This is a genomic window from Paenibacillus sambharensis (assembly GCF_003233845.1).
Lineage (GTDB): Bacteria > Bacillota > Bacilli > Paenibacillales > Paenibacillaceae > Paenibacillus_I > Paenibacillus_I sambharensis.
This window is the reverse complement of the sequence record NZ_QKRB01000032.1, coordinates 1-24299: the sequence shown is the minus strand read 5'-3', so window position 1 is coordinate 24299 and position 24299 is coordinate 1. Positions and strand designations below refer to the sequence as shown.

The 24299-nt window shown below is 51.8% G+C and carries 25 protein-coding genes and 1 pseudogene; 22 read left to right on the top strand and 4 right to left on the bottom strand.

What is annotated here, in order from left to right; translation table 11 throughout:
* Positions 1 to 385: 385 nt before the first annotated feature.
* Positions 386 to 1339, bottom strand: coding sequence for an IS110 family RNA-guided transposase (locus tag DNH61_RS04775; protein WP_245947862.1), 954 nt, complete (start codon positions 1337 to 1339; stop codon positions 386 to 388).
* A gap of 320 nt (positions 1340 to 1659) precedes the next feature.
* Positions 1660 to 1821, bottom strand: coding sequence for an asparagine synthase (locus tag DNH61_RS04770; protein WP_111145537.1), 162 nt, complete (start codon positions 1819 to 1821; stop codon positions 1660 to 1662).
* 229 nt (positions 1822 to 2050) lie between these two features.
* On the opposite strand from DNH61_RS04770, the gene DNH61_RS04765 reads away from it, so the two are divergent.
* From DNH61_RS04765 to DNH61_RS04730, 8 genes are all read left to right on the top strand, one after another.
* Entirely contained in the window at positions 2051 to 3142 is a 1092-nt protein-coding gene (locus DNH61_RS04765; RefSeq protein WP_111145535.1) for a thioredoxin family protein, read from the top strand.
* 18 nt (positions 3143 to 3160) lie between these two features.
* The gene (locus tag DNH61_RS04760) at positions 3161 to 3694 is read left to right on the top strand and encodes a hypothetical protein (RefSeq protein ID WP_111145534.1); all 534 of its coding nucleotides are present in this window, start codon (positions 3161 to 3163) and stop codon (positions 3692 to 3694) included.
* Positions 3695 to 3838: 144 nt separating this feature from the next.
* Complete coding sequence (locus DNH61_RS04755; protein WP_111145533.1) at positions 3839 to 5269, top strand: serine hydrolase domain-containing protein; 1431 nt, start codon at positions 3839 to 3841, stop codon at positions 5267 to 5269.
* Between the two features lie 139 nt (positions 5270 to 5408).
* Positions 5409 to 5708 (top strand): DUF6509 family protein, encoded by a 300-nt coding sequence (locus DNH61_RS04750; protein WP_111145536.1) that lies wholly within the window; start codon positions 5409 to 5411, stop codon positions 5706 to 5708.
* An 18-nt stretch (positions 5709 to 5726) separates the two neighbouring features.
* Positions 5727 to 6014: a HesB/YadR/YfhF family protein gene (locus DNH61_RS04745; protein WP_111145532.1), complete on the top strand. Its 288-nt coding sequence runs from the start codon at positions 5727 to 5729 to the stop codon at positions 6012 to 6014.
* A gap of 30 nt (positions 6015 to 6044) precedes the next feature.
* Complete coding sequence (locus DNH61_RS04740; protein WP_111145531.1) at positions 6045 to 6227, top strand: hypothetical protein; 183 nt, start codon at positions 6045 to 6047, stop codon at positions 6225 to 6227.
* 53 nt (positions 6228 to 6280) lie between these two features.
* Positions 6281 to 6760 carry a DinB family protein gene (locus tag DNH61_RS04735; RefSeq protein WP_181438583.1) on the top strand — a complete coding sequence of 160 codons (480 nt, stop codon included), beginning with the start codon at positions 6281 to 6283 and terminating at the stop codon, positions 6758 to 6760.
* A gap of 125 nt (positions 6761 to 6885) precedes the next feature.
* A complete protein-coding gene (locus DNH61_RS04730; RefSeq protein ID WP_111145529.1) occupies positions 6886 to 7770 on the top strand; it encodes a CHAD domain-containing protein in 885 nt (294 codons plus the stop codon).
* 122 nt (positions 7771 to 7892) lie between these two features.
* On the opposite strand, the gene DNH61_RS04725 is transcribed toward DNH61_RS04730, so the two are convergent.
* Complete coding sequence (locus DNH61_RS04725) at positions 7893 to 9023, bottom strand: ParB/RepB/Spo0J family partition protein (protein WP_111145528.1); 1131 nt, start codon at positions 9021 to 9023, stop codon at positions 7893 to 7895.
* Positions 9024 to 9597: 574 nt separating this feature from the next.
* Here DNH61_RS04725 and DNH61_RS04720 point away from each other — a divergent pair.
* From DNH61_RS04720 to DNH61_RS04660, 14 genes and pseudogenes are all read left to right on the top strand, one after another.
* Positions 9598 to 10197, top strand: a complete 600-nt coding sequence (locus DNH61_RS04720; protein ID WP_111145527.1) for a TerD family protein — start codon at positions 9598 to 9600, stop codon at positions 10195 to 10197.
* A gap of 24 nt (positions 10198 to 10221) precedes the next feature.
* A complete protein-coding gene (locus DNH61_RS04715) occupies positions 10222 to 10803 on the top strand; it encodes a TerD family protein (protein ID WP_111145526.1) in 582 nt (193 codons plus the stop codon).
* 120 nt (positions 10804 to 10923) lie between these two features.
* A complete protein-coding gene (locus DNH61_RS04710; protein WP_111145525.1) occupies positions 10924 to 11502 on the top strand; it encodes a TerD family protein in 579 nt (192 codons plus the stop codon).
* A 38-nt stretch (positions 11503 to 11540) separates the two neighbouring features.
* On the top strand, positions 11541 to 12119 hold the full coding sequence (locus DNH61_RS04705; RefSeq protein ID WP_111145524.1) for a TerD family protein: 579 nt from the start codon (positions 11541 to 11543) through the stop codon (positions 12117 to 12119).
* 57 nt (positions 12120 to 12176) lie between these two features.
* Positions 12177 to 13433 (top strand): TerD family protein, encoded by a 1257-nt coding sequence (locus DNH61_RS04700; protein ID WP_111145523.1) that lies wholly within the window; start codon positions 12177 to 12179, stop codon positions 13431 to 13433.
* 57 nt (positions 13434 to 13490) lie between these two features.
* The gene (locus DNH61_RS04695) at positions 13491 to 14288 is read left to right on the top strand and encodes a TerC family protein (RefSeq protein WP_111145522.1); all 798 of its coding nucleotides are present in this window, start codon (positions 13491 to 13493) and stop codon (positions 14286 to 14288) included.
* A 113-nt stretch (positions 14289 to 14401) separates the two neighbouring features.
* Complete coding sequence (locus tag DNH61_RS04690) at positions 14402 to 15607, top strand: HpcH/HpaI aldolase/citrate lyase family protein (protein WP_111145521.1); 1206 nt, start codon at positions 14402 to 14404, stop codon at positions 15605 to 15607.
* Positions 15537 to 16856 (top strand): annotated as a pseudogene (locus DNH61_RS26600) (phosphoribosyltransferase family protein); the annotation flags it as partial. The gene DNH61_RS04690 and the pseudogene DNH61_RS26600, both read left to right, overlap by 71 nt.
* 3 nt (positions 16857 to 16859) lie before the next feature.
* The gene (locus DNH61_RS26705; RefSeq protein WP_245947941.1) at positions 16860 to 18041 is read left to right on the top strand and encodes a cysteine protease StiP family protein; all 1182 of its coding nucleotides are present in this window, start codon (positions 16860 to 16862) and stop codon (positions 18039 to 18041) included.
* Positions 18041 to 18847 (top strand): HAD family hydrolase, encoded by an 807-nt coding sequence (locus DNH61_RS04680; protein ID WP_111145519.1) that lies wholly within the window; start codon positions 18041 to 18043, stop codon positions 18845 to 18847. Before DNH61_RS26705 ends, DNH61_RS04680 begins: the two co-directional genes overlap by 1 nt.
* A gap of 32 nt (positions 18848 to 18879) precedes the next feature.
* Positions 18880 to 19893: an ATP-grasp domain-containing protein gene (locus DNH61_RS04675; protein ID WP_111145518.1), complete on the top strand. Its 1014-nt coding sequence runs from the start codon at positions 18880 to 18882 to the stop codon at positions 19891 to 19893.
* Between the two features lie 54 nt (positions 19894 to 19947).
* Positions 19948 to 20655, top strand: a complete 708-nt coding sequence (locus DNH61_RS04670) for a hypothetical protein (protein ID WP_111145517.1) — start codon at positions 19948 to 19950, stop codon at positions 20653 to 20655.
* Positions 20656 to 20670: 15 nt separating this feature from the next.
* Positions 20671 to 21759: a toxic anion resistance protein gene (locus DNH61_RS04665; protein WP_111145516.1), complete on the top strand. Its 1089-nt coding sequence runs from the start codon at positions 20671 to 20673 to the stop codon at positions 21757 to 21759.
* A 269-nt stretch (positions 21760 to 22028) separates the two neighbouring features.
* On the top strand, positions 22029 to 22556 hold the full coding sequence (locus tag DNH61_RS04660; RefSeq protein WP_146240945.1) for a hypothetical protein: 528 nt from the start codon (positions 22029 to 22031) through the stop codon (positions 22554 to 22556).
* A gap of 177 nt (positions 22557 to 22733) precedes the next feature.
* Here DNH61_RS04660 and DNH61_RS04655 read toward each other — a convergent pair whose 3' ends face one another.
* Positions 22734 to 24185 (bottom strand): IS1182 family transposase, encoded by a 1452-nt coding sequence (locus tag DNH61_RS04655; RefSeq protein ID WP_111145368.1) that lies wholly within the window; start codon positions 24183 to 24185, stop codon positions 22734 to 22736.
* Positions 24186 to 24299: the final 114 nt, after the last annotated feature.

Here is a 24299-nt window from a genome sequence, read left to right as displayed (position 1 = left end):
TTTTTTTATGAAAATGAATCTTTGCTCAAACGAATTTTTACGCACGCCGAAGCAGGACTACCGATTCGGCAGACCTTGACCGTGGTGGAGGTGAAAGGTTAGGCAGGGCGAGTTACTGTGAAGCCTTTGGACTGTAGCTGTCGAATGAGTTCTGCTTCACGACGTTTTTCGCGCTCTTGTCTGTAGCGTTCAAGATAATCAGGGCCTAACTCTTTGTATGGGCTTTTGGTAAGCAACATGTGGTATACGATGCGAAGCAGCGTATGTCCAAGTGCGACCAAGGCTTTCTTCTTGCCTAGCCGCTTAACCCAACTCCAATATCTTGCTGAGAGCCTTGTGTTTCGCGTCATAGAAGCAGCCCAAGCACATTCACATAATACTGCTTTTAGATGGGCATTTCCGGATCGCGCTCGTGTTCTTTTTTTTTACCGGCGCTCTGGTGGTTGCCTGGCGTAACGCCTGCCCATGCGGCAAGATGGTGATCATCCTTGAAAACGGTCATGTCGGTACCGATTTCCGCGATAATGACAGATGCTGCTTGCTCGTTGATGCCAGGAATCGTAACGAGAAGATCTATGGCCTCTTGTTTGCTGGCTAATCGGTTTCGGATATCCTGCTCAACGAGTCGGATTTGCTTTTCAATGTACACGAGGTGATCCCAGGAGAATCGGATCATGTCGCGATGATGCTTACGAAGACGACCGTTGAGCGATTGAAGTAATTTGGGGGATTTGTGCTTGAGCGCACCCTTCATGTGCGTCTCAAGGAATTCCATTGTGATGACTTCACCATCTACGATCTTCTGGAGCAGCAGGCGTCCTGATGTTCCGAAGATGTCGGACATGTGGGTAGTTAACTTGATGTTCGCATCCTGCAGGGACTTATGGATGCGATTCTTCTCCGAGGTAGCGTCATACACCAACTTTTTGCGATAACGGGTCAGATCTCGAAGATCTCGGATGTCCTCCGAAGGCACAAAGCTTCCTTCAATAAGCCCGCAACGCAGCAATTTGGCGATCCACTCCGCGTCTTTCATGTCGGTCTTGCGTCCGGGAAGATTCTTGACGTGATGAGCATTGGCTAGCAGGAGGTCTAATTCAAAGGCTTCAAGCACGTTCCAAACAGACTTCCAATAAACGCCCGTACTTTCCATGGCGACGTGAGTGCAACCTTGCTCCACTAACCATTCGCCCAGTTCCATGAGCTCGTTCGTCATGGTACCAAAGGTGCGAATCTCTGATTTTGGAGCACGGTCCAGCTGCCCGGTAAGAACGCAGGCCACAACGGTTTCCTGGTGTACGTCGAGGCCTGCACAGCGCTCAAGAATGGCTTCCAACATTGTAACAATCCCTCCGACATGAGTATTGAACCGGAAAGACAACCGAAACAAACGAAGATTTTTTATCCGGACTCGCAGTCCGATAGCCTGTGCTTCAAGGTTGTCCGAGCAGTTTTATTTACGGGGTCGAACCCACCGCAAAAAGCCACGAACTGGCCGGTTCACCCTTAGTATGAAGGATTTCAGAAAGAGAAAAAAGACTATGATGACATTTTCATCATAGCCTGTGAGCCAGAAAGGGTCATGAAAGTTTTATTACTTTTATAAAATAAAAAACGCCATGGGCTTAAAAGCCGCATGACGCCTCATGCTTACCCTGTCTATCGGTGTTCGATCAAGTCAATTGCGCCCAGCACAACATGTGCCAAGCCGAAACCAAGCACGCCGGTTGCCGCAAGCTTGTATTTGGTTTTCCAGAGGGCTGCACCGGAAGCTGCAGTAACGACTGTGCCAAGAACAGTTGGGATCATACCTTCACGCATAAACATGCACATACACTCCTTCAGGAATAAGGTAGGATAATACCTCTGTAGTATTCGCCATTAATCATGCGGCATACGTGCATCTTAGTGCCAACGGTGTTTAATGGGTCGTTGGGATGCGCCGCAAATAAAATCGTCAACATGCTGCTGAGAATGTGATATTTGTCTTAGAATGGAAGCCTCCAGTCCGATATGATGTAAGAAATTTACAAGGACAAGGAGTGGAATAATGAAACGATTATATTACATGTTCATCATTGCGGCAGCAGTTGTCTTATTATCAAGCTGCAGTGGGGACGCACGGGAAGACAGCCTTTCAACGATTAAGAACGGCATTGTCCTTTATCATGACGGCTCGGAAGCTTCTGTCAAGCTCCTCGATACACTTAACCAGCTATCTGAATCAGACCAGTTCAACCTCATATCGGTTGACGTTACCAAGGAGCGCGGCAAGCTGGACGAGTACGAACAGAAGAACAGGAAGATGATTGACCAGTATTCAGAAGTCAAAGAGCTGGAATCCCGCCTCGCGAACCTTAAGTCTTCCGTCATGGAGAATGAAGCGGCGGGGATGCTCAATAGTGTTATGCTCGATTACCGGAAGGCGCTGAACCTTGTTAAAGAACCCCGGCTCAGCAGCGAGCAGGAAGCAGAATACGAGAACCTTGTTGCCCGGCTAGCAGACCGCCAAGAGCTGAACAAAGCTGAGCTTAAGCGGCTGCTGGAGCTGCAGAAGAGCCCGCGGCTTCAGATACCGGTCTACAGCGCCTACGACCAGGATGCGGAACCGGACAGGCTGCCGGTTATGAAGGTTGTCTATGAGGGTAATATACGCAAGAGCTTCTCGTTTGGGACAGCGCCAATTGAGGATGAAATTCTTAACAATCCCGAAGAGCTGAAGTGGTATCTGAAGGAGCATGCCTGGATCAGCAATTTCCATGAATCAAGCGACGGCAAGACCATAGAGTCGAAGCTGAACAACAAGGAAACCTTTATCATGCTGGTATGGGGAAACAGCTGCCCGCACTGTCACAAGGTTATGCCCGTTCTGGACAAGCTGTCCGCCGATACGGGCGTCAAGGTGGAACGGATCGATACCTTTATCGAAAGCAACAATCGTAAATATTATGAGCTCTTCCGTTCGGGAAAATACGAGTTGACTGAGCCGAAGTGGGTTCCTACGCTGGTTTATATAAAGAATGGCAAGCAGGTTTCCGCTATCGGCGCTTTTGATTGGGCAATCGACAATGTTAACGCAGATTTGGGTTATGATATTGATGAGCAGGTCATTAAAGCGTACCTGGAACAGATCGGTTCCTGAGCAGGGAGGGGTTTAAGTATGACAGACCAGGTCCGGCAAGTGCCGTTCGGATATGAGCCGCCTGTCGAGAGCCGGAAAGGCACCCTGATTTATTATGACACCTTTGATACAGTGTTTGAGGAAGAGCTGGACCAGGCGCGACTGGCTGCAGAACGCCGTTCTTTCGCCAAGCTTGTTCTCTATCCTCTTCATGAACAGACGGTTAAGCGTATGTTCGGAGAGCCGGTAAAGCCTTATTACAAGCGGGAAGACAGGCTTCACGACTGGAGGAAGCACAGCGGCGGTGAGCTGGTGTCCGTTGAAGGCTGGGAAGGAAAACGCAAGAAGTATACGCCGATTGATGCTGCGCTGCGTCATCTTGCCGAGCATTATCCAGCTCCCTATTTCCTGCTGCTGCAGCCGCGTACTGCCAATCTTTTTGCTTCTTATGATGTATTTCCGGAATGGATTACCAAGCTGCGGCTCCTGTTGACTAAAGAACCCGACGAACTGCATCCAAGGCTGGAGCAATACAGAAGCAGATGGGATACGCTCGACCATACTTCCAGCTAGGGGATTGGCAGGAAAGCCCGCGATGCGGGCTTTTTTGTTGTGGTTTGCTTTCTTCGCGGCCGACTATTAATTTGGCAGATGAGAGGGTTCATGGTATTTTTATAGAACGTTAAGAATTTATACAAGAAGAGAGGTTGTTTGCACGTGCAGGATAGGAAGGAAATGCCAAGAGGGCGCTGTAAACGTGTGCTGGTGCTGCTTCTGGCTTCTGCAGTCCTCGGAAGCGGAATTCAACAAGGCAGCGTGAATGCAGCTGCGTCTGCTCAGGTGCCGGCTAATATAACGGTGCTCAGCGGCGGCCAAGAGGTTGAGTGGCATGCCTTGCCTTTTGTTGATAAGGGAACGACCTATGTGCCGGTCAGGGAGTTCGTCAAAGCGGCGGGCGCCAGGCTCGACTGGAGCACCAAGACGAACCGCATTACGATAAAGAAGGGTAACCGGACAGTAAACTTAACCCCGGGCAGTCAAGAAATGACGGTAAACGGACAGGTTGTCCGCATTCCGAACGGCTCAAAGCTGGTACGTTACACGACTTATCTGCCGTTCCGCTCCGTAACAGAAGCGCTTGGCATTTCATTTGAATTGTGGAATACAGCAAAACCGATCATTAATCTAAATGTACATTCATCAGCAGGGCATAACGGTTCAGAGGAAATGACAGCGGTCGATGCCTATCTGAAGAAGCAGCGGTTTACCGGCGTTGCTCTAATCGCCAGGAATGGCGAGACCATGCTGGAAAAAGGCTACGGTCCGGCTGACAGCCGCAGGATGAATGATAAGGATACCCTTACAAGGATTGCTTCGATCTCGAAGCAGTTTACAGCGGCCGCAGTGATGAAGCTGTACGAGGAGGGGGCGCTGCAGCTTAATGAGCCGCTTAGCAGCTTCATTCCTGATTTTCCGAGAGGTGAGGAAATTACGGTCCATATGCTGCTCGCACATACGGCCGGTCTGCCCAGCGATATTCCCCGTACTGCCGAAGCAGCGCTTGAAGATACAGTGGCTGCAATCAAGAAGATGAAGCTGGTTAGCGTACCGGGGACAACCTTCCGTTACAGCAATCCAGGCTATGTACTGCTTGCTTCGATCATCGAACAGCGCAGCGGCATGAGCTATGGAGATTATCTTCGCCGGTATTTCTTCGAGCCTGTGGGGATGACCCGGACAGGAGAGGCCTCGCCTGATACGCCAACGAATGCCGGGTATGTGCTGGAAGGCGGCAGGCTGCAGGAGAGAGGTTATTATATTTCCCAGTCAGGTACCGGAAGCTTGTACTCTACCGCTTCGGATTTGCTTAAGTGGAACCAGGCATTGTTCGGCGGAAAGGTACTGAGCAAGGATTCCGTTACCCGCATCTTCGAAGAGTTCCCTGAGCGTGGGAACAGCTACTACGGCTGGGAAATACGGGAGATGGACGGACGTACAATTTATTCCACAACCGGAGGCGGAGCAGGCTATACGACTCTATTCTCGGTGGAACCGGCAACGGATACGGTACTGATCCTGCTCAGCAACGAGCAGAGAATTGATATTCAGTCCCATCATAAAGCTATTCGTTCTTATCTTAAGGATTGATCGGATAATGCTTAGCGATGCAGAACCTGCGGTTGACCCGCAGGTTTTCTGCTGGTTAAAGCCAGCCTCAGGCAGCTTTGACACCGGCTCGTTTCCTTGGAGCGCATCATGTATAATGTAACGGATGGATAAGGAAAGGATGAAGGAATTGAATATCAGCGAATACAGCGTCGAATATGTGAAGGATCCGTTCGGGATCATTGCGGGCAAGCGCTACGAGTTTATTCTGGATCTGACAATTGAGGAAGACGATGAGCTGTTCTCGCCTCAAGGCGTATATGCACGAGTCATATTTGGAGTCGAGGACACAGGATCCAGGATTGTGAAATATGATCTGGTTGAGAGAACGACTGACCGGTATCTGGAATTTGATCTGGACGAAGAGGAATTGCAGGAGCTGGAGGCATTCTGCAGGGCACATTATACGGAGGCCGAATAGTAAGGAGGAGGGAAATGCATGAAGCTGTCGGTGGACAAGCATGCTGCTGAGTTATACATACGCGAGATGGGCCTTGCAGCGGGGGACGCATTGCGGATCTTCGTCAGGCTTGGCGGCTGCGGCAGTGTACAGCCGGGTCTGTCGCTTGGCATTATGAAGGAAGTTCCCAGAGATCCGGGCATTGAGCAGGTTGTAGAAGGCGTGCGCTTCTATATGGAGAAGGACAATCTCTGGTATCTGGATAACCGGGACCTGTATGTCCGCTATGATGGGTCGGAAGATGATGTATATTTCGATGTTCAATGATTACCGGGTAATCAGGAAGGAGCTGGCAGGATGTTGAAGGGCTGGCGCTTTCCCATTGCCGGAATCCTGATCGTTGGAGCGGCAGCTGCCGGTGCCCCGCTATTGGGCTTATCCGATTATGGACGGACAATCCCAATGTTTATCCTGTTTGTTCTGTTTGTCGGAGCGCTCCAGCTGCTGGAATGGCTGAAGGACAGAAGACGGGGCCGCTGAATGTTGGAGAGTGGTGTGCTTTATTCGGAATGGCAGCAGAAGGGGGCGGTATTATGCGGGATAACGGGTTGAAAGGACATTTCATCCGGCAGTTCAAGCATGTATGGTGGGCAGACAGCCGAATTGCGGATGCACTTGCTTCCGTGACAGGAGATATACCGGAGAAGGCTCTTCGGTTGTATACGCATGTGCTGGCGGCCGAGCATATATGGCTGCTTCGTTTAACCCAGCAGGACGCATCACAAGCTGCTATATGGCCGGAGCATGCAGCGCTCTCTGACTGCCGGCGTCTGCTGGAATTGAACAAAAGAGGTTACCAAGAGTATCTTGGCGAGCTGACCGAAGCCAGTCTGTCTGATGGCGTGGCCTACCGCAACAGCAAGGGCGTATTGTTCGAAACATCAGCCGCAGACATACTTGCCCATGTATGCCTGCACGGAAGCTATCACCGGGGCCAGATCGCTTCTTATATGCGTCTTGAGGGTCATGAGCCTGCCAACACTGACTATATAACCTATGTAAGAGAAGAGTAGTATCTCCATGCCTGGATAACAGCGGGACAGCCGGCTGTATATCCAGGCATTTTCTGTTTAGTCATCCGCTGGCAAGTTTTGTTTATCCTGCATTCTTCTGTCGTAATGATAGATAGGAGGGATGCATGATGGGTACCAGACAATTGCAGACCGTTAGTGAGTCAGCCGTTTACAGCAAGGATCAGTGGGAGCCGGTATTGAATGAGCTGCATGCCCAGTTTCGCTGCCATGGACGGCGGGCGGCAGAGGACTTTGACGGAGAGGCTGTACATCAGGCCAGAGTAAGCTGCCGTAAGCTGCTGACCTTGCTCCGTATCCTGGATCCGGATGACCGGACCGGATTGTATCCGGTATTCAAGAAGGCGCAGAAGCGGCTGGGTAGAGTCAGGGACAAGGATGTGCTGATTGAGTCGTTCAAGCAGAGACGAAAAATCGCCAAAGCCGCGGGAGATAAGGACCAGGCCAGGCTGCTCGGTTCCCTTACTGCTGTACAGAAGGAAGAGCGTAAGCGGTATAGAACCAAGCTGGCCGAGAAGCTGCCCAAGCTGCTGGATGATGACGAATTAACGAAATGGAACAGCTTCCTTCAAGAAGATCTAGAAGTGCTGCTGGGCCGTACGGATGTCAAGGGTGTCATGCGTGAGCTGGAGACAGCCTTTGAACAGAATAAGCAGCGCTACCGGGAGATAAGCGGCGAGCATGGCTGTGAATCAAGCGAAGCCTTCGACGCGCTTCACGAGCTGCGGATTTCCGCCAAGGAGCTGCGGTACACGGCATCAGCCGCATCGTTCGCACTCGATGAGGAGTACCTGGGTTATGAAAAGAAGTATAAAGCTATACAGGAAGAGCTTGGCGAAATTAATGACAGGAGAGTCTGGCTTGATACTATTCTGGAAATCGGCCGGAAAAATCTTGACGCTGACAAGCAAACATGGCATCACTTCAAACAGGAGCTTAGGCATGAGCTGCAGGAGCGGATGAAGAACATGACGGCTGTTGAGAGCTGCTGATAGGAAAAGAGTCCGAAAAAGAGCGGCCGCACGGGTTAAGCCAGTGCGGCCGCTCTTCTTGGCGGGGATTTAGTTTGTTCCGAGATTTATCCGAACCAGCGGTACTTGCGGCTGGTTATTATTCAGGACCGGCCTTTCAAGAGCTCGCGGATACTCTTCCAATCTGCCAAATGCTGCTCGAGCTGCATGATGAGCTGGTCAACGCGGCCTGCGAGATCAGACTCGTCCTGCGCGCTCAATCCGTTGAAATCCGTTCTGTTGCCGGCTCCTGACACCTTGACTGCCGACAAGGCGGCAAGTACGCGCTCAAGATCTGCTGCAGTACTTGGTACAGAGGGTAGCTGAGTATCAGAGGGCTGGCCGCCATCCTCTGAAGGGGATGACGACTGCTGACCGGAGTCTGGAAATTGCGGCTGAAGGGAGATACCGCTTCCTTCTTCTGGTTCAGTGCTGCTTGTTACCTCGCGGGCGGACTGTTCAAGGCTTGCAGATGCCTGTGCCTCAGCGGCTGCCTTCTTCTCCTCATCTGCCCGGGCCCGTTCTGCCTTGGTCTGCTGATAAGAGGACCAGGTTTCAATCAGGTCAGGCCCGCTCTTGTACAGCAGCTTGTCCTTAACGCCCTGTGATATTCCCTTATCCTTGAACAGCTTGGCAATCTTCTTCACATCGCTTACCGGCATCTCGTCTCTTGCCATGATCAGCGCCAGCGGGTCGCGGTGCTCCATCGGGAGGTCCTTAAGCGGCAGCAGCTGATCCTCCGTCAGCTTGTCCTTACGGATTTGCGTGCCTGCTACGATCAGCTTCTTCACAGCCTGACCGAATTTTAGCAGCTCGAGCTTATTGCGAATATAGGATTCCGGTTTGCCAAGCTTGCTGGAGAGAAACTTGACAGAGCTGCTGAACTTGGAATCATTCATCAGTTTGTGAAAGGCTTCCGCTTCCTCGATCGGGGAGAAGCCTTCTCTTGTCAGATTTTCCGCAATCTGCTCCAGATAGATATCCAGCTCAGACATTGCATCCGAGATAATACACGGGATTTTCTTCAACCCAAGTGATTGGGCCGCTTTGTAGCGCCTGTTGCCGTATATGATTTTGTACCGTCCGTTGTCGGTTGTCCGTACCTTAATGGGTGAGAGCAGTCCAAGCTCGGCAATGCTGTTCATCAGCTCCTGAAGGGCATCCTCATCGAATTGGTACCGGGGCTGATCCGCATCTTCGTCAATCAGTTCGAGCGGGAGTTCGGTAATATTCATCATCATTCTCCTGTCGTGAGTCAATATACGTTATTATAGCGCAACCGTTTTTTTATGAAAATATCATAAACTACTATCGGTAATGGCGTGCTTTAACAAAAATTTAAAAACGCGAAACGGGTTTCTTATTTTGTCCTCTCTTTGCGCAGCCAGTTGGAGGCGAGCATCAGATAAATACCCGTGGATACGCGGAAACTCCCGACTTCCATAGATCTGAAACTTTATTGAAATTTGGTACGTCTATACAGATAGGGGATATCAGCCGGGGTGTCTAGTCTCATAGCAGCGGATGATAGAGAAAATCCAGCTATGCAAATCAGGTATGATAGGCGATAATAAAGCACAATACGACAAAAGTCAGCATCGGACCAATGGCACCGCTGCCTGCTTGGACAGGGATCGTCAGCAGACTGGCACTGGATGTTCCATACTGATTTTGGCGGATTTGGTGAAACTTGTCCGGATGACTAACGTAGTACTATTATCGCGATTTGGCTAATCGTGTAAATTCGGCTATTCTAATGTTGGACTACCCGTATTAAGCAGGAAATTTTAATAAGGAGGTGCTCATACATTGACTATTTCTTTGGTAAAGGGTCAGAAAATCGATTTAACGAAGGGCAATGCAGGTCTGAACAAGGTTGTTGTTGGGCTCGGCTGGGATCCGGCGGAAAGTGAGTCCAGGGGATTCTTCGGCATGAAGAAGAAAACAGCCAATATCGACTGTGATGCTTCGGCTCTAATGCTTAACGAGAACGGCAAGCTGACGGAAGAGCGCAACCTGGTCTGTTTTTATAACAAGCAAAGCGGCTGCGGTTCGGTCGTGCATTCCGGCGATAACCTGACAGGAGAAGGCGACGGTGACGACGAGCAAATCTTTGTGGAATTAAGCCGTATTCCGGCAAGTGTACATAAGGTTCTGTGCGTGGTTAACATCTATGAATGCGAATCACGGCGTCAGGATTTTGGCATGATAAAGTCGGCTTACATCCGGATTCTCAACCCTGCCAATAACCAGGAGCTGGTACGCTTCAATCTGACGGACAACTATTCCGGCATGACAGCGCTTATCGTAGGTGAGCTGTACCGTCACAGCGGTGAGTGGAAGTTCAATGCAATCGGCGAGGGCGCACACGCGGCCCATATTAATATCCTTGCACAGCGTTACCAATAAACAATAGAGGGAGTTCGATATCAAATGGCTATCAGCTTATCCAAAGGTCAAAAAATCGACTTAACCAAAACAAACCCAGGTCTGACGAAGATCCTCGTTGGTCTTGGCTGGGACACCAATAAATATGACGGCGGCAAGGACTTTGACCTTGATGCCTCGATATTTTGTCTGAACGCACAAGGCAAAGCGGGATCCGAGAAGGATTTCATCTTTTATAACAACCCGCAGAACGCCAATGGTTCGGTCGTCCATACCGGTGACAACCGCACAGGTGAAGGAGACGGTGATGACGAGAAGGTAACGGTTGATCTGGCTGCAGTCCCTGCAGAAACAGAGAAGATCGCTTTCTGTATCACTATCTATGACGCTGATGCCCGCGCCCAAAACTTCGGACAAGTCTCCAACGCTTTCGTTCGTATCGTAGACGAGAACAGCGGTACGGAACTGATTCGCTATGATCTGGGCGAAGACTTCTCCATCGAAACAGCTGTCGTGGTAGGCGAGCTGTATCGTCACAACGGCGAGTGGAAATTCAGTGCGATCGGCAGCGGCTACAAGGATGGCCTGGCAGGTCTCGCGCGCGATTACGGGCTTGCTACTTCATAATTTCAAAGCGTTATCTATTAGCTGAAGCCGCCCCGGTGCGGCCAGCTTGCGGGGTCCATACGAATCTGATATGGGCCCCTTATCAATGGCATTGATCCATTACGATATGGAGGGAATCCGATGGCGGTTAATTTGTCCAAGGGGCAGAAGGTGGATTTAACCAAATCCAACCCCGGGTTATCCAGCGTTGTGGTTGGTCTCGGCTGGGACGTGAACAAGTATGATGGCGGCGGTGACTTTGATCTGGATGCATCGGCCTTTTGCCTGAATGAAGCCGGCAAGGTCAACAGCGAGCAGGATTTTATCTTCTATAACAATCGGACCAATCCCAATGGCTCCATCCAGCTGTCAGGGGATAACCGCAGCGGTGAAGGCGCGGGTGACGATGAGACCGTAACGATTAATCTGGGCTCGGTGCCGGCAGCGACGAACAAAATCGCGTTTTGCATCACGATACATGACGCTGCTCAGCGCAGCCAGAACTTTGGTCAGGTAGCCAACTCTTATGTGCGGATTGTGAATGCATCAACAGGTGAAGAGCTGATCCGATATGATTTGGGTGAGGATTTCTCTGTGGAAACAGCGGTTGTAGTAGGTGAGCTTTACCGGCACGCCGGCGAGTGGAAATTTAGCGCCGTAGGCAGCGGCTACCGCAATGGCCTTGAAGGGCTTTGCAGCGATTTTGGCATTCAGACTTAGCTGATCGTGATGACGAATTACATATGGGAGGCGATTCAATGTCCATTAATCTATCCAAGGGCCAGCGCATCGACCTGACGAAATCAAATCCGGGCTTGACGAGAGCCGTACTCGGTCTTGGCTGGGATACGAACCGGTATACAGGCGGCGGGGATTTTGACCTTGATGCCAGTGCGTTTCTTCTCTACGAAGACGGCAAGGCACGGTCGGAAGAGGATTTTGTGTTCTATAACCATCTGAGAGCCTATAACGGCGCGGTTGAGCACACAGGCGATAACCGTACCGGAGCGGGTGACGGAGACGACGAGCAGATCCGGGTTGATTTTACATTAGTGCCCCCCCAGATAACTAGAATCGGCATAACGGTAACGATCCATGACGGGGAAGCGCGCAGGCAAAATTTTGGCCAGGTATCCAATGCTTTCGTCCGTCTGGTGGATGAGGGAAGCGGTCAGGAAGTACTGCGCTACGATCTTGGCGAAGAGTTTTCTATTGAAACGGCTATCGTATTTTGTGAACTGTACAGACATGGGGCAGACTGGAAGTTCCAGGCTGTGGGATCAGGCTTCTCAGGCGGATTGGCTGCGCTCGTTCGCAACTACGGATTGCCGTTATAACAGGAGCAATCCAGGCATTAACAGGCCGGGTTGATTGATGTGAAAGGGCGGAAGTGCATGTCAGTGTCATTAGTCAAAGGGCAGAAGGCCGATGTAACGAAAAATAATCCCTTACTGCAAAGTCTAGTTGTGGGGATGGGCTGGCGGATTGCCAGCGGTATGGAGATTGATCTCTCCACATTCCTGCTTGGGCCCGGCGGCAAGGTATCGGGCGATCAAGATTTGATTTTCTATGGTAATCCGAGTGGAGCTTCCGGATCGGTCGTACTGGCCGGCAGCAATAAGCGGACCCTGTCCGGGAAGACGGATCAGGAACAAATTATTGTACGTGTCCGTGAGGTCCCTGCGGACGTGGAGAGGATTGCTTTCACACTAACGATTTATGAAGGGGATGTACGCAGACAAAATTTCTCCGGTGTAGAAGATGCCTATTTACGTATCGCCGACGAAGCGACAGGAACCGAGCTGGTACGTTATGACCTTGGAAAAAACTTCTCCGTGGAGACGGCAATTGTTGTAGGAGAATTATATAGATACAATGGCGAATGGAAATTTAATGCGATCGGGTCGGGCTATTCGGGCGGCTTGGCCGCGCTTTGCGGCAGCTATGGCATCGAGGTGAAGGCGGATGCTCCACCCGAGCAGCCAAAGCCGGCTCCCGTTCCACCGAAGCCAGCTCCAACTCCGCCGCCGACACCCGCTCCTGCCCCTGGCGGGATTAACTTCAGCAAGATCAGCTTGACCAAGCGCGGGGATGTTATTAACCTGCAGAAGGGCGCAGGCTCACTTGGCGAGATACTGATCAATCTGAACTGGAATCAACGGTCTTCCTCAGGCTTCTTCAAGCGCAGCGGCGTTGATCTTGATTTGGGCTGCCTGTTCGAGCTCAAGGATGGAAGCAAGGGATCGATACAGGCGCTCGGGAATTCATTCGGCAGTCTGTCACGGCCTCCTTATGTGGCGCTGGACGGCGATGACCGGACCGGGGCGATCAAGACGGGTGAAAACTTAAGAATCAACGGCAATAAAGTCGCTGAGATCAAGCGGATCGTAGTCTATGCCTATATCTATGAAGGCGCGACGAACTGGGCGGAGGCTGACGGCGTGGTGACGATCAAGCAGTCGGGCGGGCCGGATATTGAGGTTCGGATGGACGAGCATAACAACCGCAAGGGAATGTGTGCGATAGCCATGATTGAGAACGTGGGGGACCAGACCTTCAGCATTAAGCGGCTGGTTCAATATTTCTCAGGCCACCGGGAGGTCGACGAAGCATACGGCTGGGGATTGAAGTGGGTGAGAGGCAGCAAATAGATTCATTGCAATCCGGGTCATACATCTAATCGGGAAGTATATTGGGAGGAAACACGTATGGCAGCTTTTATACAAAGCGTGCTCGAGAACTTTGCAAGTTTTTTCAGCTGGGAGAACCTGTCTATGGTCTTCAGCGACCCGGCAAACTGGGGAATTATTCTCACGCTGGTCATTCTCGAGGGACTGCTGTCAGCCGACAACGCACTGGTCCTTGCTGTTATGGTTCGTCACCTGCCGAAAGAGCAGCAGAAGAAGGCGCTATTCTATGGTATCATCGGAGCCTATATATTCCGCTTTATCGCTATTGGAGTAGGTACTTATCTGGTCAAAATCACATGGGTTAAAGTAGCAGGCGGTTTGTACCTGCTCTGGATTGCGCTCAGCAACCTCTTCAGTCTCGAATTCAAGCTTGCCCGGGTTGGCGGTATCCCGCTTATCCCGTATATCGGCCGCAAGGAAGAGCAGGAAGAACAGGTTGAGGGCAAAGCTTATGGCTTCTGGCGCACCGTACTGGCAGTGGAGCTGATGGATATTGCCTTCAGTATCGATAGTGTGCTGGCGGCCTTCGGCGTCAGCGAGCAGGTATGGGTGCTGTTCGTCGGCGGTCTGCTCGGCGTCTTGATGATGCGCGGCGTCGCTCAAGTCTTCCTGAAGCTGATTGAGAGATTCCCTGAGCTTGAGAAGGCGGCTTTCATCTTGATTGTCATCATCGGGGTTAAGATGATAGCGGCAGCCTTCGGCTTCCATGTTTCTCACACCTTGTTCTTCGGTCTTCTGATCGCAGTATTCCTGGGGACGATGGTTTACAGCACCTTGAAGAAGAATAAGCACAACGAAACGCACACATCCGTCTAAAACGACTGGATTACATTTCCTCTGAAATATCCCTCATGGTCAATGAGGGATATTTTAACTTTATGAAACGTAAAGCAGCAAGTTTGCTTTGACAACCGATGAGGAGGGTGGCCATGAGATATTTCAGCTATTTGTCAGAGGAAGAGGAGCATGCCTTCTTTCACTCATTACCGCTGCATTTCAATAACCATGCTGACCGTAATATCCTTGCGCACGCCGTTGGTTCAGCCTTGTACATGCCGGCGACCCGGGATCGGATAGCGGATGAACTGGCCGCTGCAAGGTATGAGGGCCTTGTCTCCATCGTCCTGGATCTGGAGGATGCTGTTGGAGATAATATGGTTCTCCTGGCGGAAGAGACACTCTGGAATACGCTTCGGACGATTGACTTGTATGTTAATACCGGTGTGCTCGATCAGGAGCGGGTACCGCTGATCTTTATCCGTGTCCGGTCGCCTGAGCAGCTGGAAAGGCTGTTAATGATCGGCGGGACGGCATTCACGCATGTGACGGGCTTTGTTTTCCCGAAATTTAACGCCCGCTGCGGTTCTGTTTATTTCAGGCTGCTGGCAGCATTCAATGAGGGGGATAACGCTGTCTCACACAAGCTCTACGGCATGCCCATTCTGGAGAGCAATGAGATCATTTACCGGGAAACCCGCCAGGAGGAGCTGCTGTCGATCAGGAAACTGCTGGACGAGTACAAGCCTTATGTATTGAATGTCCGGATCGGCGCCACCGACTTCTCCAGTCTCTTCGGTCTGCGTCGCAGTCCGGACAGCACGATCTATGATATTGCGGTAATCAGAGACTGCATCGCGGATATCGTTAATATCTTCGGGCGTGTGGACAATCATTATGTAATCTCCGGTCCAGTGTGGGAGTATTTCAAGAGCGACCGGGTGCTGAAGCCGCAGCTGCGCCAGACGCCATTCGAAGAGAGCATGGGCAGGAACGGCCGCAAGCTGCGAATGTCTTACATCAACCGCTATGTTGACGGGTTAATGCGTGAGGTGTCACTGGACAAGGAGAATGGTATTATCGGCAAAACAATTATCCATCCGACTCATATCAAGCCTGTTCAGGCCTTGTATGTGGTAACGCATGAGGAATATCAGGATGCGCTGCATATTGTGGAACATAATCACGGGAACCTGGGCGTTATGAAGAGCCGCTACTCGAATAAGATGAATGAAATCAAGCCTCATCTGAACTGGGCAGAGCGGATCATCATGAGATCAACTATATATGGGGTGCTGCATGAAAACCAAAACTTCACCTGTCTCCTCTCAGAAGAACGGGAACCGGCAATTATTTAATATACTTGGCGACTTATCGGTCCAGATTGAGGTGACGCATAATCCGCTGAAGCTTCCGCTGGACTCATTGTTTCAGATGGCGGCACGTATGAACAAGAAGCGCGGCTTCCTGTTCGTGAGCAAGGTGCTCGGCAAGCATGTTCCGGTAAACCCGCAGGTCTCGCTGTTATCCGGCATGATCCTGGGCCTGCTGTACGGTCAGAGACTGAACCTTGCGCTCCCGGTGTCTGCGGAAGAGGCGGCCGCAGCGATAGCATCCGGGGAAGCCGCAGACGATACATATGCCCGAATGATGCAGCATCCGATGCTGCTTGAGGAGAATACGCTGTTCATCGGATTTGCGGAGACGGCAACGGCACTTGGGCACAGTATGTTCCACGCATTCGGAGGGGCGGCAGCCTATCTGCACACGACCAGGGAGCTTATTGATAACGTCAGCTCATGCATTAATTTTGAGGAAGAGCATTCTCATGCAACTGCACACCGCTGCTATGCCAGTGACCCGGAGCTGTTCTCCAAGGCAGATACGATTGTACTGGTCGATGATGAGATGACGACCGGGAAGACGACCTTGAACATTATTTCGGACCTGCATGCCAAGTACGGGAAGACCAGGTTCGTGGCTGCAAGTCTTCTCGACTGGCGTTCGGACGAAGATCAGGCACGCTTCCGTCGTTATGAGGAAGAGCTCGGAATTACGATCACGTGCCTGTCATTAGTTTCCGGGAAAATTCAGGTGAGCGGCACGCCGATCGGGGAAGACGGCAGCGTGGCTGGCCTGCAGCAGAATAGAGAGGAGCGCGAACCGCTCATCCAAGTCATCTCAGTTGCAGACCTGTTCCCGCATGCTGCCAGCGAAGACGGCTCCTCGGCGTATTTGAGCGGAACCGGGAGGTTTGGTCTCAGAGCCGAAGAGGAGCAGGAGCAGCTTCTGGCGGTCCGCAGGGCGGGCGAAGTTCTTAGACCTTACCGGACAGGCTCACGGACGCTCTGTATGGGTACCGGCGAGTTTATGTATCTGCCGATGTGCATCGCGGCCGAGATGGGGGAGGGCGTGCTGTATCAGTCAACAACAAGAAGCCCCATCCATCCGGCAGCCGCTGAAGGGTATGCAGTAAAATCAGCTTACAGCTACCCCTCACCCGAGGACAAGGAAGTTCGTAATTTTATGTACAATATCACTCCGGGCAGCTATGATGATCTGTTCGTATTCATGGAACGCCGGATGAGTGACGAGCAGATGAACGGGATGATGTCGGTTATCCGGACACTGGGTATCCCGGCCGTATATCTTGTGTACTTTCAGGAGAAGACCGGTATAACAGGCCCCGAGCCAATCGGCAGCTACAGCCCGGAGGACGTTGTGTTCCTGCTCAAGGATATAAGCGGCGCACAGCTGGAGAGACCGACCGAGGACCGGGAGGAAGCCATCCAGTCCGGCGTTCACTACTCTGAGATGCTGCCAGTTGAGTACCGGCCGACAGAGCAGTATCTGTCCTTGTTCCACGAAACGCTGGGTGAATCCGCCTCCCGGATCGCTGAGGCAGCAGCTATAGTGGCGGAGCTGATTCTCCGCAAGAAGGGGCCGGGAATTGTACTCGCATCCCTTGCGAGGGCGGGTACACCTGTAGGTGTGCTCATCAAGCGTTATCTCAAGCAGATTCACAGCCTTGATGTGCCGCATTACAGCTTATCGATCATCAGGGGCAAGGGAATGGACGAGAACGCGGTGCGGTATATCGCTCAGCAGCATCCTGACCGCAAGATACAGTTCCTGGACGGCTGGACAGGCAAGGGGGCCATCCGCCGGGTGCTGGCTGAGTCCTGTAGGCAGCTGCGGGAGAAATACGGCCTGGAAGTTGAAGACGACCTGGCGGTTCTGGCTGATCCTGGCCGCTGTGCCGAGACATTCGGCACGAGAGATGACTATCTGATACCGAGCGCTTGCCTGAACGCAACGGTGTCCGGGTTAGTAAGCCGCACGGTGCTGCGTGAGGACTTGATTGGCCCGGGTGATTTTCACGGTGCCAAGTACTATCGCGAGTGGGCCGGAGAGGATCTTTCCAATCATTTTGTCGACTGGGTAAGCGAGCATTTCAGAGAGGCAGCCCGCAAGGCGCAGCTTGAGGCTGACCAGCTGCACATGCAGCAGGATGCCTGCAGGGCAACCTGGCAGGGGATGAAGGACATCAGCCGGATCCAGCAGGATTTCGGCATTCAGGATATCAATCTGATTAAGCCAGGAGTCGGCGAGACGACACGTGTGCTGCTCCGGCGTGTTCCGTGGAAAATCCTTGTTAACCGGCTGGACAATCCGGATCTGAAGCATATCATGATGCTGGCTGAAGACCGGAACGTGCCTGTAGAGGAATATCCGGGACTCAGCTATTCCTGCTGCGGCATTATCAAGCCGCTGAAGGAAGGTGCGGTCTAATGATATTCGCAAGCGATCTGGATCAAACCTTAATCTATTCGGAACGTTCGAAGGGCAGCGTAAGCCTGGACGATATGCTGCCGGTTGAATTATACCAGGGCAGGCACATTTCTTATATGACCCGGACAGCGGTTTCCCGGCTGAGAGAGCTTGGCGGGCTCGCCCGCTTTGTACCGGTGACAGCAAGAACGCCGGAGCAGTACAACCGGATCTTTGCCCTGCGGGAGTGGATGAAGCCGGGGTACGTGATTGTAAGCAATGGCGGCAATATTCTGCTTAACGGGGAAATCGATCAAGAGTGGAACAATTTGATCCGGCAGGCGGTACGGGAAGGCTGCACGGAGCATGCAGAGATTCATGAGATGTTTGGGCGGATTGCGGATGACAGTTGGGTTCACTCCTCGACATTGTGCGATGGGCTGTTCTATTCCATTGTCGTGGAGCGGGACAAGCTTCCGGCAGAGAAGGTGGAAGCCTTTAGGAATCAGCTTGCAGGTCATGGATGGAGCTATTCCCTGCAGGGCCGCAAAATTTATCTGGTGCCGGAGCAGGTGAGCAAGGGCGCTGCACTCGTGTATGTGAAGGAGAAGCTGGGCGAAAGCAGAGTCTTCGCAGCCGGGGACAGCCTGCTGGACGAGAGCCTGCTGCTTGCGGCTGATATCGCATTCGCCCCATCACATGGCGAGCTGCGGCGACAATATACTGAGCACGATCATATTACCTTTACCAGACAGACTGGCGCCGAGGCGGCGGAGGAGATTTTGGATGCCTGTCTGGACATAGCCCGCAGCCAGCTCTCTTGTTAAGACTTCCCAACAGAATGGAGAAGAGTGAACAGATGACAAGAATATATTTCAACCGGTGGTTCTCGGTGATGTACCATTACATAAGAGCGATCAGGGAGAATCCGGACGGTGAAGCGTACGAATTTTACGGTACCCATCCCAATCTGAACCATATGTCGCTTCTGGAAGCAGATTATAAGGAAACAGAGCCTTCCATAACCGGGCTGCCGTATGTGGAATATTGCGCGGAGTTTTGCCGCCGGCATCAGATCGACGTGTTTATCCCGCGGCTGCATATGGAGGACATCGTTCGCCACATCCACCTGTTTGATGAGATTGGAACCAGGGTGATGGTGTGCCGGGATATGGGACTGCTCGAGGCTATGCTGGATAAGCGCACCTTCTACGAAGCGGTCAGCGGCCGCAATCTGGTCCAGATACCCGCATACGAGGTTGTGCAGACAGCTGACCAGTTTAGAGAGGCTTACGAACGGCTGGCGGCTGCAGGGCATAACGTCTGCTTCAAACCCACGAAGTCTGAGGGCGGCATGGGCTTCCGCATTGTTAATAACACAACAGACCGGCTGGCCGAGCTGTATGGTTATGTTACCCTGTCTACCACCTTCGAGGACGCCTGCCGGACACTCGCCTCCGTGAGCCGTTTTGATGATCTGATGGTGATGGAGCACCTGGAAGGCCCGGAATACAGCATAGACTGCGTTGCTGATGCGGAGGGCGGGCTGCTCGTATCCATACCTCGCCGCAAGGCGGAAGGCAGGGTGTATATGCTTGAGGATAATCCGGAACTTCAGGCCCTGGCAAAACGTATTGCTAATGAGCTTCGAATTCCCTATGCCTATAATATCCAAATCCGTTACAATAAAGGGGTACCCAAGCTGCTGGAGATTAACCCGAGAATGTCGGGCGGACTGTTTATCTCCTGCTTGTCAGGCGTGAATATGCCTTATTTGGCAGTTCGTGCTGTACTTGGCAAGCCGGTTGTTAAACCCCAGCCAAGGTTCGGCATTAAGGCAGGATATATCGAGCAGCCGCTAATAATGGACTAAGAAGCAGGATGATTCAACAGTTCCGGTCCTGCTTGCAGCATGAAGGAGGTAGTCATGAAATCGTTTAGAAACTTGCTCATTCTGGCGGCAGGAAGCTATGCGGCAGGTCTGGCCTTGTATGCCATGTTCAACGCTTATGTGGGACTGGCTGTTCCGTCGCTTGTCATGCTTGGGATTGCTCCAATTCTGAAGCGGGCAGGCCGTAGACAGGCCGCGGACACGCAGGGTGAAGCCGTTACGGCACAGCGTCAAGCACCACCCGCTGCTGTGCAGGCTGCTCCATCAGCGCATCCGTCGGCACCGCCCGCTGCCCAGCCGGCAGCGCAAGCGCCAGGCCAGCAATCTTCCGAGCCGGCTATTGACGATCCAGAGCTCGCGGCTGCCGTGGAATATATCGGGATACTGGAGGATATGATCCTGCTGGAAGGCGAGAAGAACAGCCTTGATGACGAGATTGTCCAGAAGACCTTATCGCTGCTGGCTCGTGTCAACCGTCTGGTTCCCGATCTCGTAGCGCTAGGCGACGCTTCAATTAATTACAACATCGTCAGGCTGATCCGCCGGGACATTAATTCTGCGATCAATCCCTTCCTGCGTCTCAGCGGGGAAGCCAAGCGCCAGAACCGCAGACTTCTGCTGGACGGCATCAAGGATATTAATTCGAAGCTGACCTTCTATACGCAGACCATCGAGCAGAAGGATATTATGGAATTAAGAACGAAAGCCGAGCTCATTCAGCAGCGATACCGGCTTGATGACTAGAGGAGGAGACACAATATGGCTCAAACAATGGTGCAGTTGAAACGGGAAGACCTGGACAAGCTGGAGCAGGAAGCGCAGCGGACGATGCAGCGGGTGTCCACGACGGACGCACTGCAGCTCGATACGCTGATGGATGAGATTGGGCGCCAGGGCTCGAAGACGCTGGAGAAATCAGGCCAAACCCTGACGATGCTCGAACGTCCGCTGAGCGATCTGATGAGCGGCAAGCGGACGGATGTTGCGAACAACATGCTGAAGCTGCGCGGTGAAGTGGAGGGTCTCAGCAAGAGCAAGCAGCTCTCACTGATGCAGAAGCTTCTAAGGAAAACACCGATTAAGCAGTATGTATACCGGTACCAATCCGCCAAGACGAATGTAGAGGTCATTGTCAATTCGCTCCGTCATGGCCGCGAGAATCTCGAAGAGAATGTTATCCATATGCGCAACCTGAAGCGCAGCAGTCTGGAAAATGTATATGACCTGCAGCTTCATGTTGAGTACGGCAACCGGTTGAAGGAGCTGTTCGAGCAGGAGATTGCGAAGCCTGAGAATGCGGACCGTAAGACCCATCTGGAGCGGGGCCTGCGTAAGGTTGTCACGAAGATTCAGACCTTCACCGAGATGATCATGCTTTACCAGCAGGCTATTGCCGCTACTGACATTATTAATGACACGAATGATAAGTTAATGGACAGCGTTGACAGCACGATCCAGAAGACGCAGCATCTGATGACCGTGTCTGTTCTGATCGCACAGGCTATCGACGACCAGATGAAGGTCATTGATGCGGTTAATGCTACCAACGACATGATCGGCAACCAATTCGCCGATAACGCCCGTTTATTGAACGAATCCTCGGACAAAGCCAATAAGGCGCTGACGCGCCCGGCCATGAGCATGGAGCTGGTCGAGCGTGCGATGGGGGATTTGTTCTCTGCCATGGATAAGTATGAGAATTCCAACCGCCAGATTATCCAGACGGTATCCGAGCAGACGTCCAAGATGCAGGAAATCAACCAGCAGGTTGGCAAGCGGCTGGGATTGAAGGGCGGCTCTGCCAATCCTGAGCTGGAGTCACCCGCAGCAAGAAGCTTCTTGGACTAACCGTGTCATAACATCCTCTCTGTCTTAATAGAATGGTAGAAAATTAAGACAGAGGTGATGGCCATGCTCGGCTTTATCAGTACCTTGATGCTTGTGGTTTATTTAATTGCGGCGGCAGGCTCTGAAAGAGCGGAGTCTATCGCTGAACTGCTTGAGTAGCAGAAGCATGCCCTGCTAATGCGTGCAGAAGTATGGGCGGGTTTATGACAGGGGAGAGGGGATCGTTAGTGGACTTTTCATTCGAACATATATCTGAGAGTTCGATTAATATGAACTATAATTACGGCGGGGAATGGTTCACGTTCAACCTGTTTCTGCGGGATAACGAATGGATTATTCACCCCTTCGACTCCATGCTGATCCGCAACGAGGAGATGTGCCAGCTCGTGATGGCAGAGCTTGTTAAGCATAAGGGCTTCCAGGTTATGCTGGCGCGTGAAGGGATTTATCTGTCTTCTCTCCGCTCAACAGTGAATGTTTCCGGTCAGCGGGAGACCGAGGAAGAGAATGACTACCCGGATTACTCCGGGGGGCGGGTTCGCGGCGGAGATTCGGACATTGACGAGCTGATTGAGCATCACTCACTCGACGACCTGATTCGTATGGAGATGGAGATTGTGGAAGACAGGATGACGGTATACAATCAGATTCTGCAGCGGATGTTCATGGAGGATCTGGGACCGCACGACCCGGAATTTCAGAAGGTACAGCGCATGGTGAAGAGTTATGAGGCTTGCAAGAGCGAGCTGGCTGCACTTCTTGAGGATTACGGATTTGGTTCACGAAAAAGATTTTAGCAGCAGGCTTGTCCTGCTGAAATGTCTGGAACTGCCGACGCGGATGGGAGGGCACTGAAAAACCAAGCAATTTTCTTCACGCGGCCACATTTAGGTGTACAAAGAAGGCATCTGTCCGAAAATTCGGTGCAGATGCCTTCTTCTTTAATCTGTTTGTCTGGGATTTACGAGGCATCCTCAGTCCGCTAACTTCAATATCCGTTTGAGGTTTACGGCAAATATGGTCATAGCCCCTTGCAGCTGCATGCCAAGCAGACCCGAGGATGTGGCGACATCAAACCCGTGTCTATGTTTAAGTTCACTATTCTTTGCTTCAATCTTGTAGCGTTCCTTGGCTTTTGCTTTGAAATACTCTGTCTCTTGAAAGGCCATCTGTTCGGCGTGTTCATCAGATTTCAGGCTGACAGAGTAGGTTTTTGTCTTTGCTCCCTCTTTGTAGCAGCCTTCCCTGAGCGGGCAGCGCTTGCAGCGCTCGACATCGAAGTAGTAAGTATCCACCTGATTTTTGCCTACACCTTTCTTGCCTTGCCGAGCTTTGCGGACTGCCATATGCCCTGCCGTGCAGACATACATGCTGGCATCTTTGTTGAACAGAAATTCGTCTTCTTTCTTTCGGTTCCCCTGCGTAATGAGCGGGTTGAGTTTCGACACGAGCGCAATCTCGTTGCTCTTGGCATAGACCAGGTTGTCCTTCTCGGAATAGGCGGCATCGCCGATGACGGTGCTCACCTGCATGCCGGCCGCTTGGCTTTTCTCAATCAGGGTTTGTAATTGCTTGCCGTCATTCTTCTCGCCAGTCGTAATCACCGCTGCCGTAATAATTCTTTCTTCAGTCAAGGCCAGATGCGTTTTGTAACCGAAGAAGGCGGAGTCTGCACTCTTGTGGCCTATGCGTGCATCCGGATCTGCCGCCAGACGAAGCTGCTCGACATCATCGTCCACGGTCTCTTTCAGGAGATTCAGAGGTTCCGTAATCTTCGGCAGCTGCGCAATTCCTGACTCTGTCTCGACGAAGGCAATAAGTTTGTTACAGTAGGCAATTTCATCTTCCAGCACATCGTTTGTGTTCTTGGCCGGCATGCGGACTTTAACCGTTTCGTCCACAGCATACACGGCCTTCCGCAGCTTCTTGGCCCGATCTTGCAGGATTTCACGCGGCGATTTCTGGTTGTAGCGTGCTTTCGTGTGGGTGGCGTCTACGATAATGGACTTGCTCTTCAGGATTCCCTTCTCGATGGCAAGCTCTACTGTCTTGCCGATCAGCATGTCCAGCAGGTTCATGTCCTTCAAGCGCAGCTTGCGGAACTTCGTCAGGGAACTGGACTCAATGATCGGATCTTCCGGCGCCATATCTAGAAAGAACTTGAACGAAAGGTCGTACCGTGAACGTTCCACAATGTCTACATCTGACAGCTCGAAGATCGCCTTGAGTAGCAGATATTTAAACATACGGATCGGATCTATGGCATTTCGACCGTTGTTCTGACAGTACTTGTCTTTCAGTTCCTCGTATATAAACGCGAAGTCCACCAATTCGTTGATCTGACGCAGCATATTGTCTTTGGGGATCAACATATCGTACAGCTTGGCATATGGACTAAGCATCAACGTTTGTTGCTGCCGAATCATTCGCTCACCCGCTCTCTGTGATACCTTAATTATAAACGAGAAAAGGTACAGTCTCCTCAATTTCTTGAGTGTGACTGTACCTTTTCTATAAAACGGACTTTTTCAGTGCCCTCC